Here is a 19,345-nt window from a genome sequence, read left to right as displayed (position 1 = left end):
AAGGTTTATCTCCACTTAGAAAGTAGATAGAGATTATTTTAATTAATCGACTTATGATTATAATACATCGAGTAATAGAAGGCTGAAATTACGCCTCCTAAACACATCATTACTGGAATGGATGGGTGTGATCCAACGTTTAGTAGTCCTACGCTTACAATTGATAGTAACAATCCGGCTAAAATGATGGTTAGTTTATTGACTTTCATAATAAGTAAAGTTTTTAATAAAAAATGTGCCTGGCCGAGCATGTCCTTCTCCGCCTAATTGAATAATTATCTGATCGTAATCTGTCGCTTCGGATACATCATTATAAATGACTTCTCCTGTAGACTTGTCAGTCACTTCAAATTCAGAGAATGTAAAAGTGATCGTTTCCCATTGATCAGACTGATTTACTACTTGAGATACAGCAGCATATGTGTCCCAAGATGATTCACCTTTTTTGGAGTTTCCAAGTTTTATTGATACGACTGGGTCTAAACTTCCGTCGGTATCACTCCAATCTTCATGAAGACCAATAGTTTGATAGTCATTTGTAGAGGGAAAATATACATCCAGACTAAAAGAGTTTCTTGATGAAAGGTCTAATCGGTGATTTAGTTGAAGATAAATATAATGAATAATATTATCATTTTTACCATAAGAAAACACATTTTCTTGTGTGTTATTTGGATTTAAAACGAATTCTCCATCGATATTCTTGATTTGAAAGGACAATTCCTCATCTCCAACAGTTCCATTTAAATTATTATTGAAAGGAAAATCAATGCTTCTTTCCTCTAAAGGTGTATCAAGTTCAACTTCTTCGACTACATCTTCTTGAACATATTTAATGTATCTATAACTAACCAAACCTTCATACTCTATCAAGTATCTTAAATAGAGTTCTGTTTCAGAAATTGAAACAACTTCATAGTTTACTATTGGTAAAGAGTTGTACTCTTCATAATATGCTAAATAACCATTATCAGTAAATGAAATTACATCTTTACCGTTATCAACAGTATAATTAAAATTAAATACTTTCGGACCCGAATAAAGAGTTTCAAACTCAACTGTTTCTTCAGAATCACTCAAGCTCCAATGGTTTATCTGGTAATCTGCGTTTACTGCTACTGTAAATTGATCTTCACTTGTAGCTGTAAATGTAAATCGAGAAGCTAATGAATTTTCAAAACTTCTATTTTCTACGTTATTACCAATGAAATATCCACTGTTACTTGTATATAGGTCTGATGATTCCGAAGCTTCATCTCCAATACCTATTGCACCTTCGCTAACAGATAACTTCCATGTTTTCCCTTCACTATCACAACCGCCAGCAAGTAATAAAATCAGTTCATCTTGACAATCAGGAGTGATTTCAATTGATTTCGTTTCCAACGGTAATACTTGTTCATCAATTTTCATCGAAACATCAATATTATAATTTCCATGATTAACATAGTGATGAGTCAAAGTATCATTATTAGAAATTATAATATTTCCATCTCCAAAATTGTAGATAAACTCGTCTACTTTATTATTGGTACCATCTACCTCAACAAAAACTTTCTTATCGCCTACAACGTCTTGCGACAATAAAGTTTCCGCAGGCAAGACTTCTATTTGTTGAGCTGCTAACGTATCTCTAGCATATCCATTTACAATTACTAGCGATACCGAATAAAGTCCACCAGCATTGTAAGTATAACTTAAGGGATCATTTAATGAAGATGTAACGATAAGACCTGCTCCATTTCCAAAATCGTAAGAGATATATTCCACATTTTCATCTTCCGTAAAAAGCATTTCTGTTGCCATACCTTTCACCGCATAAGGTAGAATAGAAAAACTACCTACAGGCTGTGCATCTCCAATGTCCATAAACTTTTGCTGATACTCTGGTAGTACCATTGAGTTTTGATCTTCACCGGTTCTTTTAATTGCCAGTTGGTTAATCACTTCAGTACTAATAGACCTTAAAGTATCTACATTAAATCGCTCAAAACCTTGGTCTTTATAGATGATATTGACATAAAATTCTTCACCTAAAAAATAGCCTGTTCTAATCTCATCTGTTGAGAAAGACAGTGTACCGAATTCATCAGAAATCTCAATAACAACATCTTCATATAAGTTTACTACATCTTGGCTCAATTGAATGTTAATCTTCTTTGTTTCCAGCTTCGATGTAAAGTATACCAAAGAGTTTTCATTGGGTAATACAGTAAATGACTCACTACTGTAATAAAATGGATTATAAAAGTTAGGTTGATTTGAGTTTTGATTATTGAAAAATAGAGCGGTATACTTCCCTTCATTAAGAGTGACCACTTTAGGGATATCAGCATATCGATTGTAACTCTCGATTAGTTTTTCTCCAGACTCATCATAAATCTGTAAAGAAAGATTAGACAAAGCAATGTTAGCTACTTCTTGTGGATCAAAAGAAATAGTCATAGTCCCCTGTTGTATAGGCTCTTCCTTTTCGCATGAAACAAGAAAAGTTAGTAGGGATAGCAGTAACCAATAGCAGATGCTTTTTAGTCGAGGAGTCATATTCAGTTTGTTGTGGCTAGATTAAGCTTTTACAATTTACAAAAGAGAATAGATTTATAAATGGTAAAATTTAAAGAAGTCAGATGAGGGGACAATTATTAGTATTTTTATGCTAGTTTATATCAAAATAATACTATTCCAAGAATTGAACTTACAGCAATTAAAGCAATAGGATGTATTTTTTTATCAAAGAATTTTATGATAACAGCAACTATTATGCATAATACAATGCTAGGATAGTGAACCTTATCTATCTCAATATCAAAGAAAGTACTTTCAGCAATCTTCCATCCTGCAAATAAAATCAAGGCAATCGTTACCGGTTTGATACCAAAGAAAAAGGCTTGCTTCCATTTATTTTGTTTTAACTTTTTCAAGATTTCAGATAATGCCACTATACATACAACAGAAGGTGTTGCTAAACCAGAAGTAGAAAAAACACCTCCGATAATCGCTCCCAACCTACCACCTACACTTATCCCTGCTTGGTTGCCCACATAGGTTGCCGAATTTACTGCAATAGCTCCAGGGGTCATCTGTGCCAAGGATAGTACATTATAAAATTGATCTGGCTCCATCCACCCTTGTTTTTGAAACTCTACAACAAATAATGGTACCATGGCTAACCCACCGCCAAAACTGAAAAAACCTATCTTACAGAACGTAATAAATAGATCAAAATACTCCTGAATTGCTTCTAATGATAATGCTTCCATACTATTTCAATAAGTTTTTCATTTCTTTTGGTAAAGCAACATATAAGCCTACTCCTAACATTGCACCAACGATAATTAATAATATTGGATGAATGTGGAAAACAAAAAGTAAAAGGCATGCAATTAGAAAAATCCCTAAACCATATTTATCAGTCACACTACCTTTGAACATTTTCCAAACTGAATGACCTATTAAAGCCACAATACAAGCTCTTGCTCCCATAAATGCTTTTTGAGCAATAGGGTGTTCAAATGTTTCATCAAATAAATGGTAGATGATAGTGATGACAAGGTATGAAGGAGCTATTACTCCCGCAGTCGTCATAATCCCTCCGAGGAATCCTTTTTCTCTGTAACCAACAAATGTCGCAGCATTGATAGCAATAGTTCCAGGCGTCATCTGTGCAATAGACATAATCTCAAGCAGCTCTTCATTCGTGAGCCACTTCTTATTATCAATGAGTTCTTTTTCTAATAAAGGCACCATTGCATAACCTCCTCCAAAAGTGAATAACCCTATTTTAAAGAAGCTATAAAATAGTTGGAAATATATCATATTTAGTAATTAGCTTAAATTAAGCCGTAAGTTTAAAGACTTGAGAATTAAAAAAAAATGATCTCACAATATGGTTAATAACTATTAGGTTTTAAAATATTGACTGATTAGTGCGTGTTGTGAATTGTTTTAGAAACCTAACTCCCATATACGAATTACCTTTGTTATTTAACCTCGGACTCCAAACCGAAATCGTATACTTATTGGGCAGTATTGCTACAATCCCACCTCCTACTCCAGACTTTCCTGGTAAACCCACTTTAAAAGCAAATTCTCCGGACTCATCGTAAAAGCCACACATCAGCATGATAGCATTAATTCTTTTTACCTGGCTTTGGGAAAGGTGAATACCATTATAGGAAAAAACGGAATTTGTATCCGAAAACTTATGGAATGCTTTACCTAATTCTTCACAAGTCATTGATAAAGAGCATTGATGATAATAAAAATCTAGCACCTCTTCAACATCATTTTTAATATTACCAAAAGACTTTAGCATGTTTACATGAGCAGAGTTTTTATAACCAGAACGTTGTTCCGACTTCGCTACATCTTTATCATAATCAATGGTATCTACACCTGTAAGCGCTCTTATATATTCGAGAAATTCTTTCTTTGTATCTTTGAGGTAAGTCACCAATAGATCTGCAACCACAATTGCACCAGGATTAATAAAAGGGTTTCTAGGTATCCCTTTTTCATATTCCAATTGAACTATCGAATTAAAAGCTGTACCAGAAGGCTCTACCCCTACTCTTTTCCACAAAGCTGGTCCTAACAAGGATAATGCAATTGACAAGGAAAAGACTTTTGAAATACTTTGAATAGAGAACTTTTCTCTTGCATCACCTATTGAATAATTGAAACCATCGTGGGTATAAAGATGAACTCCAAACTTGTTAGGCGATACTTTTGCTAGTTCTGGAATATAAGTCGCTATCTGTCCGAAGTCTTCTTCAAACATTAGGTCTCGATAGATCTCATTAATAATACTTTGATAGTCTATAGCTTGATTCATTGATGTATGTGTGTTTCATGGTTATAAACACATATATACCAAAAAAATATAAAAGGAAATTATTCTGTGTGAAAAGTTCTTGTTTACTGAATATTGGATTATGGGTAAAATGAAAATTAAGATTACTTAACGTCTGTTTTCTTTAATGTTATTATATATTTTAAAATAATTGCTAATTTCACATTTAAAGAAGATTGTTTTACCTGTGTCTAACTATCAGTGTCAAATTATTATTACCGGTAAAACACACTTTTCTCTTAATTTAAATTATACTAATCATCATCTTAAAACCATTATGACTTACAAATCTGCTGTGGCATCAGTTCTGATTGCTGGTGCTCTGATTGCAGGAGGATGTTCAGCCCCGCAAAAATCGTCTGAATTTGACTATGAATATGTCAAAAATGATCCTCTAAAAACTAGAATTTATACTCTTAAAAATGGTCTGAAAGTTTACCTGTCTGAGTACAAAGACGCACCTAGAGTACAAACTTACATTGCTGTTAAAGCTGGTGGTAAAAATGACCCTGCTACAGCTACAGGCCTAGCACACTATTTAGAACATATTATGTTCAAAGGTACTTCTCATTTTGGAACACTAGATTGGGACACAGAGAAAGTATACTTAGATAGTATCGAAAATATGTTCGAACACTACAGAACATTAACTGATGCTGGGGAAAGAGCTGAGTATTATAAAAAGATCGATCAGGTATCTAATGATGCCTCAAAATATTCTATCGCCAATGAATATGATAGAATGATTGGAATGATCGGTGCCACAGGTACAAATGCTTACACAACTAATGATAGAACTGTGTATGTAAACGATGTCCCTGCCAATGAATTAGAACGTTGGATGGAAATTGAATCAGATCGATTTAAAGAAATCGTTCCTCGTTTATTCCATACAGAACTTGAGGCTGTTTATGAAGAGAAAAACAGATCTTTAGATAACGACCAGAGAAAAGTATTTGAGGCTATGTTCTCATCGATGTTCCCTAATCACCCTTATGGAACACAGACTGTAATTGGTACAATTGACCACTTAAAGAATCCTTCAATTACAGAGATCAAGAAATACTTCAACACCTATTATAGACCAAATAACATTGCAATTTGTTTGAGTGGTGATTTAGATCCCGATAAAACAATCGCAATGGTTAATAAATACTTTGGTGATTGGAAACCAGGTGATATCCCTGAGTTTACTTACGAGGAAGAAAAACCTATCACAAAGCCTATCGTAAAGGAAGTTTACGGTCCACAAACAGGGATGGTATTTATGGGGTACAGAATGCCTGGTTTAAAATCAGATTCAAGAGACCTTCTTAAAGAACAACTTTGTGATATGATCCTTGCAAACAGCTCTGCGGGATTGATCGACTTAGACTTAAATCAACAGCAAAAAGTATTGAATGCATCTAGTTTTGTCTATCCATTCAATGACTACACTGTTCATACTTTATATGCAATTCCTCGTCAAGGTCAGACTTTGGAACAAGCACAACAATTATTACTTGGCGAAATTGAGAAATTAAAGAGTGGTGATTTCGAAGATTGGTTATTAGAAGCCATCGTCAACGACTTCAAAAAATCTGAAATTAAGAAGCTTGAGTCCAACTCTGCAAGAGCGGATGCCTTTGTTCAGGCGTTTACAAGAAATATTGATTGGGCAAATTATATTGATGATATCGATGTAATGCAGACAATTACAAAAGAAGAAATTATGGCTTTCGCTCAAGAACGCTATAAGGACAACTATGTAGTTGTTTACAAGAGAGTTGGAGAAGACCCTAATAAGATGCAAGTAGAGAAGCCTTCAATTACTAAGGTGGAACTAAATAGAGGTAAAGAATCTACATTCTTCCAAAAAATTGCAGCTCAAAAGCCAGGTGCATTATCTCCTCTTTTCTTGGATTACAGTAAAGATATCAAAGAAGATAAAATGAACAGTGATATTACTGTTCGCTACAAAAAGAATGAAGAAAATGATCTTTTCGAACTTTATTATATCATTAATGTCGGAAAAGATACAGACCCTAAACTAAGTACTGCCATTCAATACTTAGAGTTCTTAGGAACTGATAAAATGTCTTCTGCACAGATCAAACAAGAATTCTATAAACTTGGTGCCAGCTTTAATGTAAATACAAGTGCTGACCAAGTATATGTTTCATTGAATGGTCTTACTGAACAGATGGTTCCGGCAATTCAATTATTCGAAGATCTATTAAATAATGCCAAAGCTGACGATATGGTATTAAAAAATATGATCGCTAATGAGAAGAAAAGTCGTGAGGATACTAAGAAAAACAAAGGAGCAATCCTTTTCTCTGGTTTGATGAATTATGGTTTATATGGAGCAAACAACCCATTAACCAATGCTTTATCAAACAAAGAGCTTGACCTGATTAAGCCAGAAGAGTTGATTGAACGTATTCATAGTCTTACAAAAACGAAACATAGAGTATTGTATTACGGACCGGAATCTTTAGATAAAGTAGTGACTACTTTAAATAAAGAACATAAGGTTCCTGCGAAACTTAGTCCTGTACCTACTCGTAAAGAATTCTTTATCAAAGATGTTGATCAACCAAAAGTATATTGGTCACATTATGATATGGTACAAGCAGAAGTGATCTTCTTAGCAAAAGGAGATAAATATGATCCGAAAAGGGTTGCTGCTGCTACACTCTTCAACGAGTACTTTGGAGGAAGTATGAATGCGATCGTATTCCAAGAAATGCGTGAAGCACAAGGTTTAGCTTATTCAGTATTCAGTAAATACGGAGTAGCATCAGAGAAGAATAAAAATGATTACACCTTAGCTTATATCGGAACTCAATCTGATAAACTAAAAGAAGCTATGGCAGGTATGAAATCTTTATTGGATCACCCTCCTAAGAATGAAAAATCATTTGAGGCTGCTAAAAAGGCTATCTTGAGTCAATTAGAAAGTGAGCGTATCACAAAGTCTGCGGTGCTATTTAATTATGAAACAGCATTAAAACGAGGTGACGACCATGACGTAAGAAAAGACGTTTATACTGCTATACAGACAATGACTGTAGATGATGTAATGGCATTCCACAAAGAATTTATCGAAGGTCAGAACTACAATGTTTGTGTTGTAGGCGACAAAGATAAATTAGATATGAAAACACTTAAAGAATATGGAAAAGTTCAAGAGTTATCATTGAACGACCTATTTGGATTTGACAACAAACCTAGAGTTGGCAAACACCAATAATTCATATTTTTAACGAGTATATTAAGCCAAGTTCTTCAATTTTCGGGAACTTGGCTTTTTTTATCCTTTAAAAAGAAAGTATATTTATATTTTAATCCTGTTTTGATGGCCTTTCATCTACAATGCATCAAAACAAACTATTCAAAGTTTATAGACAACATTCTATGAAAACAAGATTTATTAACTTCTTATTACTTTGCCTAATTACTGTTTTCTCCTCTCAGGCAAAAACTACGGTAGCAATACCCTCTTCATTTGAACTACTAGGTTCAAAAGTTGTGATTACTCAAGGTGGAATGGATAAGATTATGGTGAAATACAATAGCCTAACTCGTTCGCCTAAACACTACAACGAATTATTGGAAAGATGTAATTCTTACTTCCCATATATAGAAAGAGAATTATTAGCCAGAGGGGTTCCTGGTGAATTCAAATATTTAGCATTACAAGAATCACTTTTAAATGGTAATGCGATTTCTAATGCAACTCCTCCAGCTGTAGGTTTCTGGCAGTTTAAGGATTTCACAGCCGAAGAAAGAGGCATGAAAATCAATAATAAAATTGATGAGCGTAAGAATGTTGTTTCTGCTAGTATTGGTGCAGCAGATTACCTTTCAAAGAACTACTATTACTTAGGTAACTGGTTTTACTCTATGATTTCATATCATGATGGTTTAGGTGGTGCTAGAAACTATATTAAGTCTAATAACTTAAACTACTACAACCAGGTTACTATTAATGAAAAAACACACCCTTATGTGTTACATTATCTTGCTCACTACTTTGCATTTAAAGACAAAGTAGGTTTAGATGATGGTCATGTAGTGATGATCGAGTTCCCGACTAATGGTTATACTTTATCACAAGTATCTCAATTTACAGGACAACCTGAAACAACACTTACAAAAAATAATACTTGGCTTACTAGTTCGTACATTCCAGAAGACAAGGTATATTCTGTAATGATCGAATCGAAACCAGATGAAATCAATCAATTGGTTGCTCGCTTAACTCCATATGCAAAACCTAGGAAGACTAGAGATAGAAAAGCGATCTTCCAATTCTATTCAGATACTATTCAGGATAGCTTCCCATTTGTGTTACCTATTGCAGACGAATCTACAAACAAGAAGTTTGATTATGCTTTAGTAAATGGTGTAAAAGCTGTAATACTACATGAAGAAATGACACAAACAGAACTAGCTACTGCAGTAGGTATTTCTAAAGGTAAAATCAGAAAGTATAATTACGAAGGAAAGAAGGATAAGTTAATTAAAGATACTCACTATTATCTTGCACCACTTCCAAAAACAATTCCTGAGTCCTATCACATACTTCAAGAAGGTGAGACTATCACTTATCTTGCTGTAAAATATGGTATTGATCGTAAGGCTCTTCTTAAGTTAAATGAACTGAAGAAAGACGATGATGCTAAAGAAGGCGACAAGATATACTTTAATTAATAGTAGATATATAAATAAGCGATCCATTAAAGGGTAAATCTTTAATGGATCGCTTTTTTTGTCTCTAAAGGTTACTACTTGGACCTATTATATTGTTCTCGTTTGTCTTCTTTTAATTGGGCAATGATCAGTTTGTCCAGGTAATTAGATTTCTTTTTAATAGTAACATTCGCCTTAGGAGACATTCCTAATGCTTTTTTCATAGATAATAAAATGAGTATGTATGTAAACCAACTGTATTTGCAAGCTATTGTTTTTTTTATCGGAAGACAATAAATAACCCTACAAATCAATTATTGAAGACATATAAAGTAATAATTATAAAAATAATACAATAAAGAATTGATAATAAAGGATATATACAGACATCTATTAATAAATACGGTTGATTTAATAACTAAAAATGTTGAACGTACTAAGAATACGTTCTGCTGTTTGACCTTTGTTAAGTAGTAAAAGTATAAAAGCCCTTTATACTAAAGCATTTGAAAGCCTTTCTTTTCTTAAGATTGGCTTTTTCTTTACATAGGGTTATCAATCCATTTAATAAAGAGACATTAAATTAACACTGTCTATTCTCTTTCGATCCATATATAAAATAACGTTCATAGTTCAACAAACATCAAATAATATATAAGTTATTGTTTTGCATCATGATTTAGAAACAAACAACTATCATAAATTTTCAATCATGAAGCACTCTTTATTTTCTATCATTTTTTTACTTATAGCAAACTTTAGCTATGCTCAAAAAGGATCAATTACAGGTCTTTTATTAGATGAATCAGACCTTCCTTTAATTGGAGCAACTGTTCAAGTAAAAGGCCTTAGTTACCTAGGAACAATTTCTGACAACAATGGTAAGTTTATACTGGTTAATGTACCTGAAGGAAAACAAGAAATTGAAATCTCTTATTTAGGTTTCGAAACTTATAAAGAAACAATCGACTTAGCTGCTGGACAAGAACTAGATCTGAAACGTATTCAGATGAAAGGAAACTTTATACTTGGTGATGAAGTAGTCATTTTAGGAACAAACCTTCAAGGACAGGCCAAAGCATTAGGTCAACAAAAAAATGCAAACAACATTGTCAACGTAATCTCTGCTGACCAAGTAGGTAAATTTCCAGATTCAAATGTAGGAGACGCGTTAAAGCGTGTCCCTGGTATTACAATGCAATACGACCAAGGAGAAGCTAGATTTGGCCTTATCAGAGGTACTTCACCAGACTTAAGTGCAATTACTATCAACGGTGAGCGCGTTCCTTCTGCAGAAGGTGAAACAAGAGCAGTACAGTTAGACTTAATTCCTGCTGATATGATTCAATCTATCGAGGTAAGTAAGACTTTAACTCCAGATATGGATGCCGATGCAATTGGTGGTTCTGCTAACCTAGTATTACGTTCAGCTCCTTCCAATTTAAGAGTATCAGGAACTTTAGGAACTGGGTACAACTTTCTTACTGAAAAGCCTATGCTAAATGGAGCAATCGTATTAGGTAATAGATTTTTTGATGATAAGTTAGGTGTGATCGTTTCAGGTTCATACTTCGATCATCAACTAGGTTCTCATAATATTGAAGCAGAATGGGATGATGCAAACAATCCTTATATGACAGACTTCCAGGTGAGGACTTATGATGTTCACAGAATTAGAAGATCATTATCAACTACATTAGATTATACTCTAGGTACTAACTCTAAAATTTATGTGAGTGGTATTTACAATCATAGAGATGATAGAGAAAACAGATACAGATTAAGATACAAAGACATCGAAATGAACGACGATGGCTCTTATACTGCTGAGATCAGAAGACAAACGAAAGGAGGACTTGATGATAACAACAATAAGAATACAAGACTAGAAGATCAAAGAACATATAATGTTACTCTTGGTGGTGAGCATTTACTTGCTAACCGTTTTAAATTAGACTGGTCTGGTACACTTGCAAAGGCTTCAGAAGAAAGACCTCACGAACGTTATATTTCTTGGAGACAAAAAGATGTTGGCTTATCACAAGACTTGACTAGTACTCGCCAACCAAATATCAATGATAACGGTGCAGGTATGCAGTACGGGGATTTCGATTTAAAAGAAATCACACAAGAGCAACAGTACACTGAAGAACTTGACAAAAATGCTAAAATCAACCTTGAAATACCTTTAAATAACACAAAGAACAAAAGTATTATCAAGATTGGTGGTAGATATAGAGGTAAAGAAAAGTCAAGAAATAATGGATACATGGAATATGCTCCACTAGACGAAGCTCCTTTTGGAAATATGACTTTGCAACCGATGAAAGACCAAACAAGAGATCCTTTCTTAGCGGGAAATTACACATCTGGTAACTTTACTGATGCTACTGCATTAGGACAATATAATCTAACAAATACTTCATTATTCGAAGCTACAGATCTACCTGAAGAATACCTCGGTGGCAATTACAATGCGAAAGAACAAATCTCTGCCGGATATGCCATGTTAAAGCAAAGTGTTGGTACAAAATGGTTCTTTATTGTGGGTGCTCGTATCGAGAATACTCAAGTAGATTATACAGGATACCAAATTGAATTTAATGAAGAAGGAGACTTTGATCCTTCAGCTACTAAAACAATTGAAGGTACTAACAGCTATACGAACTTCTTACCCAACGTTCAAGCACGTTACAATATCAATGAGAACACTATCTTAAGAGCTGCTTGGACAAATACTTTGGCTAGACCTAGGTATTATGATTTGGTACCTTATAGATCAATTTCAAGAGAAGACAATGAGTTATCGGAAGGTAACCCCAACTTAAAACCTACTACTTCTATGAACTTCGATTTTATGGCTGAACATTATTTCGAAAATGTAGGTATTCTATCAGGTGGTGTATTCCAAAAAACATTGAATGATTTCATTTATGATTATCAAGCAAGAAACTACCAAGATCCTGCTAGCGGAAATGTTTATGATAGATATTCTCAACCTAGAAACGGTGCAAAAGCTAGCTTATTAGGTACTGAAGTGGCATTCCAATATCCATTCACGGGAGCATTAAAAGGATTTGCTTTATACACCAACTACACTTACACTCATTCAGAAATTCAAGATTTAGGTATTGAAGAAAGAGAGGATGAAACATTAGCCTTACCTGGTACTGCACCTCATACAGTAAACGGCTCATTGTCATTTGATTCTCAAAAATTCAGCTTTAGAATTTCTTTAAACTACACTGCTGCTTATTTAGACGAATTATCAGACGAGGCTTTCAAAGACAGATATTACGATCAGCAATTATTCTTAGATGCTAATGCGTCTTATGCATTTAATGAAAAACTACGCCTTTATGTTGAAGGCAACAATCTTCTTAACACTCCACTTAGATACTATCAAGGTTCTGAAGAGTACACTATGCAAAGTGAATACTACAATGCAAGAATACAATTAGGGCTAAAATTTGATTTATCAAAATAATTACTGGGTGGTACACTTAGATATAGAGATGAAAAAAGACCTAGATGTTTCTAGGTCTTTTTTATTTATTCTGATATCTGAAATCTTGATTTCAATGTTTCAATTGCTTTCGTATTTCCAAAAGATGTGTACATATCCAAAGTATTCTGGTACAATTGCTTGGTATCAATCCCACTATCCTTCGCTTGATAAAAGACAGCAAGCTTTCTTAATGCGATTAAGCATTTCAAGTCATTCTTATTACTATTAACAAAGTCAAGTGCTTTATCATATAAACCTTGAGCTACTGTATATTCTTTCTTGAAATACCTCCACTCTGCTTCAACAAATGCTACCCAAACATTAAATATATCTGGAGAATAACCTGCCCAATATTTAAATCGATCCAATATTTTCCTTAAAGAACCCTCATCTTGAACATGATCATTATTGATCTGCACAGCTTTGAGCAATAGAAGTGCAGGATGTAAAAGATTACCTTCATACATTTCAGGCTCACTGTCTATCACCATAATTACTTTTTCAAGATTGGAACGATCGGTAATTTTTTCCAATTGAAAGTAATCTAACACTTCCTCTACTTGAGGGAACATTTCGATTTTCCCTTCTGATAACTCAGAGAAAGTAAGCTTTAAAGCTTCTTCTTTATTATAACCATTAAATAGAAGTAACTGATAATATCTTTTCACATCTCGATTGACAGAAAAATTATCATTTGATCTTTTAGCATAATTGAAGTAATCTTTAATATGCTGAAGACAAACATCTGTCTTTTCTATCCACGGAAGTATTGTAAAAGCATAATCTGAGTGAAAATTATTGATAAAAAGATCATCGTCTGACTTCATGATCTCAGTAATGGCAAACTTGGCATATTCATGAGCAATTCTGATATCTTCATATCGAGTAATCATATACCTTGCTAAGGCTAAACAACCAAAAGCAGTAATTTCAGACTTCCCATTTTCGAATGCATAATTCACAATTTCCAAAGCGACCCATTTATAGGTCTCCCAGTTACTAACTCGGTGGCAGAGAATCAGAGGAGCAATAATTTTGAGATAGTAGGAAGTATCATCTAGAGGTAATTCCTCCAATGAGTTCAAGGCTTCTTTCACATCTCGCTCTCCAACATTTTCTAAAAGCCTCAAATGTTGTAACGATAAGTCTCTGTGTAGCTGCTGCCCTTCATTAGGCATATCAAACCCCATCAAAGGCAGAGATTGCCTTATCCTTTCTATTACTGTATCAAATGGCTGGTATCTTACAGTAATAGTGAGTAGAGAAAATAATTGGTCCGATAATGTTTTTAAGTCTTCTTCTCTATAGATTTCAGTAAAAAAATCATCTTCTCTAGTTTGATAATCAGGTTGCGATAGTTCTCGTAAAGATTTTAATTCCACAAGTAAATTGTTCGTACAAAATTTTGAATACAGGTAGGATTCTTTCCCTTAAGATAAGAAATATAAGTGGTGACCTTTTTTAAATATCAATATATTACAAAAGTTGCTTTTAAAATTTATTGAACAGACTTCAAATCCTCAACAGGACTCTTTATTCCAACTTTTACAACATGATAACTTACTGTTAGGAAAGTTAATACCAAAGTAACACCACCTGAAAAAATATAAGCTCCAAGATCAATGGTTATAATTTTCGGAAAATTCTCTAACCACAACCTCATTGCTAAATAAGCTGTAGGCCAAGCAATCAAACATGCAGTTCCTACGAGAGTAAAAAATTCTTTAGATAATAATAGCATCGCCTGAATGTTTTCCATTCCAAGAGCTTTCCTAATCGCTATTTCTTTTTTCCTCTGAACAGTAATAAAAGAAGACAACCCGAAAAGTCCCATATTAGCTATAATTACACCGATGATCGAAAATATTAATGATACCCTAGCTAATCGTTCTTCTTTTTGGTAGGATGCTTCAATTTTATCATTCAATGAAAAGACATCCATCAATCGGTAAGGAATCACTTTAGACCATAAGATTTCCAGTTTTCTTTCAACATCTGTCCAATTGGCTCCTGATTTTATTTTTAAAGCTAAAAACTTAATCGCATAGCTCCCTTTTAGTCGCCAAACATTATTGATGTCTATTACAAATGGTTCAATTGGTTTATGTACAGGTTCGTAGTTAAAGTCTTTAACAACACCAGCTATTTTATTATTGTATCCATTCTTACTCCAAAATGTAGTATTCAAGGCCTCCTCTGGACTAGTGTAGCCCATAAAGTCCATAAACGCTTCATTTACATAAATATAACGATTATTATATAATCCTCCGTCATTATATAAATCATTTTTTGCAATTATTTTGACATCAAAAACATCAAAAAATTCTGGGTTGGTAACCACTCCTGCATAAAAAGAAGAAGGATAAACTTTGTCTTTTACCTTGAATGAAATAGGGTAATTTTGAACCCAAACGCCCATAATTTCATCAATTCCGGTAACGGCCTCTATTTCGTATATATTTAAAAATTCCTTTTTCAGCTTAAAGATCTGATTGGACTGAAACCTAACTTCACCTAATGGTATTAACATGACATCTTTAGTATCAAAACCAATATCAGATTCTCTCATGAAATCCAATTGTCTCTTAGATACATAAGTACTGAACAACAAAAACATTGCAATAATGAATTGTACAATCACACTCCATTTTCTAAATCCTTTTTGTTGTCTACCCATTCGTTTAGACTCCTGTAATCCATCAATAGGTTTAAAACCAGATAAGTAATATAATGGATAGAAGCTAGATAATGCTGCGACAAAAATACCACTACCGCCTATCAAAATAATAAGCTTTTGAGTATCTACCTCTCTTAAGATAAAACCTGAATCACCAAGCATAGGGTAAATTAATGGAAACAAGAGTTCCATAAACATTACCGCTCCAAACATGGAAAGTATACTTAATATAATCGCCTCTACTAAGAACTGAAAAATCAATTCTGTTTGATCTGCTCCTATTGCCTTTCTAATTCCAACCTCCCTCATTCTCGTAGAATAACGTACTGCAGAAAGGTTCATAAAATTAATAGCGGCAATCAGAAGTACCATTAAGGCAATAGATGAGAATATATAGATATACATATAATCTCCATTGGGCGACATCTCAAAATCTAGGTCAGAATATAAATGTATTTCCCAAATAGGCTGTAAATATAACTGCACATAATCTCTCAGATAATCAGGAAATTTAGATTTATCCTGGTAGAGTACTTCAAAATCTGCTTCAAGCTCTTCTGGTTTTACTCCCTCCTTTAATAAAACATAGGTCCAGCAAGGGTTCCATACCCAACGGTCTCTCAGCATTATTTCCTGATCAGTAAGTAAAAGGGTACTAAAAGAGACCAGTATTTCAAAATCTAAGTGAGAAGGGTAGTTTGTTTTATCAATTACACCAGTAATCGTTAAATAGAAGCGGTTTTCATATAGAATTTTTTTACCGATGGGGTCCTCATCTCCAAAGTATTTTTGAGCAATTTCCTTAGTTACAATAGCTGTTTGAGGCTCTTCTAAAGCCGTTGATTGATCACCAGCGATTAAAGGAAAATCAAATATTTTAAAAAAGTCGGGTTCGGTAAAATATAGGTGCTTTTCATTATACTGTCGGTCCTTTGCAAACACCATATGAGAATAAGCCTGATGGTTGAAAAACCGTACAGAAGCATCTACATAGTTGGAATAAAGTGTCTTTAAAGTTGGTCCCAAACCTATTGGTACACTTGCAGATCGTTCACCTATATCCTCAGTATCAATAATTTCGACAATACGATACGTTCTATCATATGCCTTATGGAATTCATCATAAGACATTTCATAGTTGACTAAAAGAAATAATAACGAAAAAAATGCTATACCCATCGACATACCAACGATGTTGATACCCGAATACACTCCATGTTTGAGGAGGTTACGTATGCCTATAAGTATATAATTTCTTAACACTGTTATTTATTTACCTTTATGAAGATTTTCAGTAACAATCTGACCATCAAAAAGATGTATAATTCTACTAGCATAATCTGAAGCTGCTGTAGAGTGGGTTACCATCAAGATAGTAGTTCCTAAGTCATTTAACGATTGAAGGATTTCCATTACTTCTCGTCCTCTTTCAGAGTCTAAGTTACCGGTTGGCTCATCTGCCAATATAAGTTTGGGTTGTGAGACTACAGCTCTTGCTACTGCTACTCTTTGTTGAAGTCCACCAGAAATTTGAGTGGGAAATACATTTTTTTTATGAGAAATTTGAAGTTTATCCATGATTTTTTCTACCCTAAACTTTCGCTCGTTAGGTGCTACTTGCTGGTAAATTAAAGGTAACTCAATATTCTCATAAACAGTAAGATCATCTATTAGATTAAAGCTTTGAAATACAAAACCAATATAATTTCTTCTTAGCTGAGCTCTCTTTTTTGATGAGATATTAACGACATTTTCTCCTTGAAAAATCACTTCTCCCTCCGAGGGTAAATCTAGTAATCCTGCAATATTTAATAAGGTTGATTTACCACATCCAGAAGGCCCCATAATACATACAAATTCTCCCTCATGTATATTCAAAGTCACATGATTAAGAGCAAGAGTTTCATTGTCTTCACTTTTGTAAGACTTGTTGATATTTTGTATTTGTATTATCGGTTTATTCATATTAATTCATGATTACAACTATATCCTACAACAACTATTCAATTTTTGCAGATTTTAAGAACATCAGGGAGTTAAGGTAAAAACACAATTCTTATTTGTGTTCAAAAATGGACTCATCGATCACAGAATTACTGTACAATAAGGTTATTCTATTTTGAGATTTCTAGATAGATGAACACATTTTCAAAAAACTTTATTATTCTTATGATACGAAAATTTATTGACAACCCATTTCTCATAAACCTACCCATTATGTTAACCTTTAAACTACTTATCGAAAATAAAAAACAGGTCTATCACATCATTGAAAAATACAATTTCAGAGTGATCGACTATCGACCTCACTATGAAATCGAGTTCTTTGCAAAAAGTTATCAAGACTTTAACAAGACGTATTTCGATATCACAAATCAGTTACAAAATTTAGATATCAATTATATCTTATCTGATCATTTGTTCGTACCTAATCCCAATAAAAAAGGAGCATAGCAAAAGCTACACTCCAAAGATATTCTGAATGCCTCAAATTGAGGCATTTTTTATTGTAATAATTTCATCTGCGAACATTCGTCCTTATAAACATAACGCAAGATTAACATAATTGCATCATCATCTGTTTTTGCAGGTCCCAACTGTTCAATTCTCTTCATTGTTGAATCTACTGTCCAAATTTTATTTAAATCTTTCCATTCAAAGACAATTCCTTTTACCATAAAGTAGGTTACGCCTCCTTTCTTTCTCTTGTAGACGTTATTAAGATCGTTTTCAAATCTGTCACCTTTTGGTGCTCCTACTTTGGCAATTACTTGTCCAGTATTAGGATTCTTGTACAACTCACAAGAACAGTTCCCTTGATATTGTTCTTCTTCAATATCTGTAATATTTAATTCTAGTACTCCCCATTTATCGTTTCTACGAACAAGAGTAGCTACCATAGATTCATACCCTTTAGATACAACTTTATTTTTTGTATCAGCCATGATAGTATAGTCTAAAGAAAAAGATGCTACTGCTACATTTCCTTGTACTCTCACCTCATGCATATTAAGGTTTGATTCTCTATGTAAATTTTGATGGTATTGAGAGACAAATACAGCTTTATAATCCGCTTTTCTCAATACATTATGATTTCTAGAACCATCCACACCAATACGAGTGATATTAATGATGGCATCTGGTCTGAAGATATCAGTGATGTTGTTTATTTTCTCAACACTATTGTTAGCATGCTTATTAGCTTCAATGACTCTTTCAATCAGCTCTGCAATTTGCTTATCTTCTTGAGCAAATGATACAGAAGAAATTAACATCAATAAGAAAGCGAACAGGTAACTTAAATTATTTTTTTTCATAGTGTAATTAGATTGATTGCTTTATAACGAGTGTGTTCAATAAATAATTTAAAGAGAATTTTATTAAGTAACACTTAATTTAAGACAAAAAAGGTTTCATCAATAGCTTATTCTCTTATTTCTTGAAGAGATTTTGGTCTTCATAATTTAACTAACGGATAAGGTAAAATGAAGTTTAATCAATCGTTCAATTAAATCTTATCATTTGTTAATACTATAAATATAATCGTTTCATTCAGTTTTCAATAAGTATTTAAATAATCTCATACATTTTTGATTCCATCAATTTTTAAGATCTTTAGATTCTTGAATTT

14 protein-coding genes are annotated in these 19,345 nt (G+C 33.4%); 4 read left to right on the top strand and 10 right to left on the bottom strand.

The window, feature by feature from the left end:
• Positions 1–38 precede the first annotated feature (38 nt).
• The 5 genes from QL232_RS06890 to QL232_RS06870 form a co-directional block, all read right to left on the bottom strand.
• The gene (locus QL232_RS06890; RefSeq protein WP_168880722.1) at positions 39–209 is read right to left on the bottom strand and encodes a hypothetical protein; all 171 of its coding nucleotides are present in this window, start codon (positions 207–209) and stop codon (positions 39–41) included.
• Complete coding sequence (locus QL232_RS06885; RefSeq protein WP_281613569.1) at positions 196–2,445, bottom strand: DUF4493 domain-containing protein; 2,250 nt, start codon at positions 2,443–2,445, stop codon at positions 196–198. The genes QL232_RS06890 and QL232_RS06885 overlap by 14 nt, the downstream gene beginning before the upstream one ends.
• A 221-nt stretch (positions 2,446–2,666) precedes the next feature.
• Positions 2,667–3,260 (bottom strand): chromate transporter, encoded by a 594-nt coding sequence (locus QL232_RS06880; protein WP_281613568.1) that lies wholly within the window; start codon positions 3,258–3,260, stop codon positions 2,667–2,669.
• 1 nt (position 3,261) lies between these two features.
• The gene (locus QL232_RS06875) at positions 3,262–3,816 is read right to left on the bottom strand and encodes a chromate transporter (protein ID WP_168880719.1); all 555 of its coding nucleotides are present in this window, start codon (positions 3,814–3,816) and stop codon (positions 3,262–3,264) included.
• 91 nt (positions 3,817–3,907) lie between these two features.
• Positions 3,908–4,834, bottom strand: a complete 927-nt coding sequence (locus tag QL232_RS06870) for a glutaminase (RefSeq protein WP_281613567.1) — start codon at positions 4,832–4,834, stop codon at positions 3,908–3,910.
• 295 nt (positions 4,835–5,129) lie between these two features.
• On the opposite strand from QL232_RS06870, the gene QL232_RS06865 reads away from it, so the two are divergent.
• Together QL232_RS06865 and QL232_RS06860 are read left to right on the top strand one after the other, a co-directional pair.
• Complete coding sequence (locus QL232_RS06865) at positions 5,130–8,087, top strand: insulinase family protein (RefSeq protein ID WP_281613566.1); 2,958 nt, start codon at positions 5,130–5,132, stop codon at positions 8,085–8,087.
• Between the two features lie 164 nt (positions 8,088–8,251).
• Positions 8,252–9,550 carry a transglycosylase SLT domain-containing protein gene (locus QL232_RS06860; protein ID WP_168880717.1) on the top strand — a complete coding sequence of 433 codons (1,299 nt, stop codon included), beginning with the start codon at positions 8,252–8,254 and terminating at the stop codon, positions 9,548–9,550.
• Positions 9,551–9,624: 74 nt separating this feature from the next.
• On the opposite strand, the gene QL232_RS06855 is transcribed toward QL232_RS06860, so the two are convergent.
• Complete coding sequence (locus tag QL232_RS06855) at positions 9,625–9,753, bottom strand: hypothetical protein (RefSeq protein WP_281613565.1); 129 nt, start codon at positions 9,751–9,753, stop codon at positions 9,625–9,627.
• A 488-nt stretch (positions 9,754–10,241) separates the two neighbouring features.
• Here QL232_RS06855 and QL232_RS06850 point away from each other — a divergent pair, with 488 nt between their 5' ends.
• Positions 10,242–13,016, top strand: coding sequence for a TonB-dependent receptor (locus tag QL232_RS06850; RefSeq protein ID WP_281613564.1), 2,775 nt, complete (start codon positions 10,242–10,244; stop codon positions 13,014–13,016).
• Between the two features lie 65 nt (positions 13,017–13,081).
• On the opposite strand, the gene QL232_RS06845 is transcribed toward QL232_RS06850, so the two are convergent.
• The 3 genes from QL232_RS06845 to QL232_RS06835 form a co-directional block, all read right to left on the bottom strand.
• Positions 13,082–14,419: a hypothetical protein gene (locus tag QL232_RS06845; RefSeq protein ID WP_281613563.1), complete on the bottom strand. Its 1,338-nt coding sequence runs from the start codon at positions 14,417–14,419 to the stop codon at positions 13,082–13,084.
• Between the two features lie 116 nt (positions 14,420–14,535).
• Positions 14,536–16,977, bottom strand: coding sequence for an ABC transporter permease (locus tag QL232_RS06840; protein ID WP_281613562.1), 2,442 nt, complete (start codon positions 16,975–16,977; stop codon positions 14,536–14,538).
• A gap of 6 nt (positions 16,978–16,983) precedes the next feature.
• Positions 16,984–17,667 carry an ABC transporter ATP-binding protein gene (locus tag QL232_RS06835; protein WP_168881222.1) on the bottom strand — a complete coding sequence of 228 codons (684 nt, stop codon included), beginning with the start codon at positions 17,665–17,667 and terminating at the stop codon, positions 16,984–16,986.
• Positions 17,668–17,931: 264 nt separating this feature from the next.
• On the opposite strand from QL232_RS06835, the gene QL232_RS06830 reads away from it, so the two are divergent.
• A complete protein-coding gene (locus QL232_RS06830) occupies positions 17,932–18,168 on the top strand; it encodes a hypothetical protein (protein ID WP_211093177.1) in 237 nt (78 codons plus the stop codon).
• 50 nt (positions 18,169–18,218) lie between these two features.
• On the opposite strand, the gene QL232_RS06825 is transcribed toward QL232_RS06830, so the two are convergent.
• The gene (locus tag QL232_RS06825) at positions 18,219–19,031 is read right to left on the bottom strand and encodes a hypothetical protein (protein ID WP_281613561.1); all 813 of its coding nucleotides are present in this window, start codon (positions 19,029–19,031) and stop codon (positions 18,219–18,221) included.
• Positions 19,032–19,345: the final 314 nt, after the last annotated feature.

The organism is Flammeovirga sp. SubArs3 (genome assembly GCF_947387565.1).
GTDB lineage: Bacteria > Bacteroidota > Bacteroidia > Cytophagales > Flammeovirgaceae > Flammeovirga > Flammeovirga agarivorans.
Note: the sequence above shows the minus strand (reverse complement) of the source record. Positions and strands in the feature narration are given on the sequence as shown.

Bases quoted from the DNA above. Each gene is read 5' to 3' on its own strand.
- QL232_RS06890 (WP_168880722.1), bottom strand. From the start codon at position 209: ATGAAAGTCAATAAACTAACCATCATTTTAGCCGGATTGTTACTATCA.
- QL232_RS06885 (WP_281613569.1), bottom strand. From the start codon at position 2,445: ATGACTATTTCTTTTGATCCACAAGAAGTAGCTAACATTGCTTTGTCT.
- QL232_RS06880 (WP_281613568.1), bottom strand. From the start codon at position 3,260: ATGGAAGCATTATCATTAGAAGCAATTCAGGAGTATTTTGATCTATTT.
- QL232_RS06875 (WP_168880719.1), bottom strand. From the start codon at position 3,816: ATGATATATTTCCAACTATTTTATAGCTTCTTTAAAATAGGGTTATTC.
- QL232_RS06870 (WP_281613567.1), bottom strand. From the start codon at position 4,834: ATGAATCAAGCTATAGACTATCAAAGTATTATTAATGAGATCTATCGA.
- QL232_RS06865 (WP_281613566.1), top strand. From the start codon at position 5,130: ATGACTTACAAATCTGCTGTGGCATCAGTTCTGATTGCTGGTGCTCTG.
- QL232_RS06860 (WP_168880717.1), top strand. From the start codon at position 8,252: ATGAAAACAAGATTTATTAACTTCTTATTACTTTGCCTAATTACTGTT.
- QL232_RS06855 (WP_281613565.1), bottom strand. From the start codon at position 9,753: ATGAAAAAAGCATTAGGAATGTCTCCTAAGGCGAATGTTACTATTAAA.
- QL232_RS06850 (WP_281613564.1), top strand. From the start codon at position 10,242: ATGAAGCACTCTTTATTTTCTATCATTTTTTTACTTATAGCAAACTTT.
- QL232_RS06830 (WP_211093177.1), top strand. From the start codon at position 17,932: ATGTTAACCTTTAAACTACTTATCGAAAATAAAAAACAGGTCTATCAC.
- QL232_RS06825 (WP_281613561.1), bottom strand. From the start codon at position 19,031: ATGAAAAAAAATAATTTAAGTTACCTGTTCGCTTTCTTATTGATGTTA.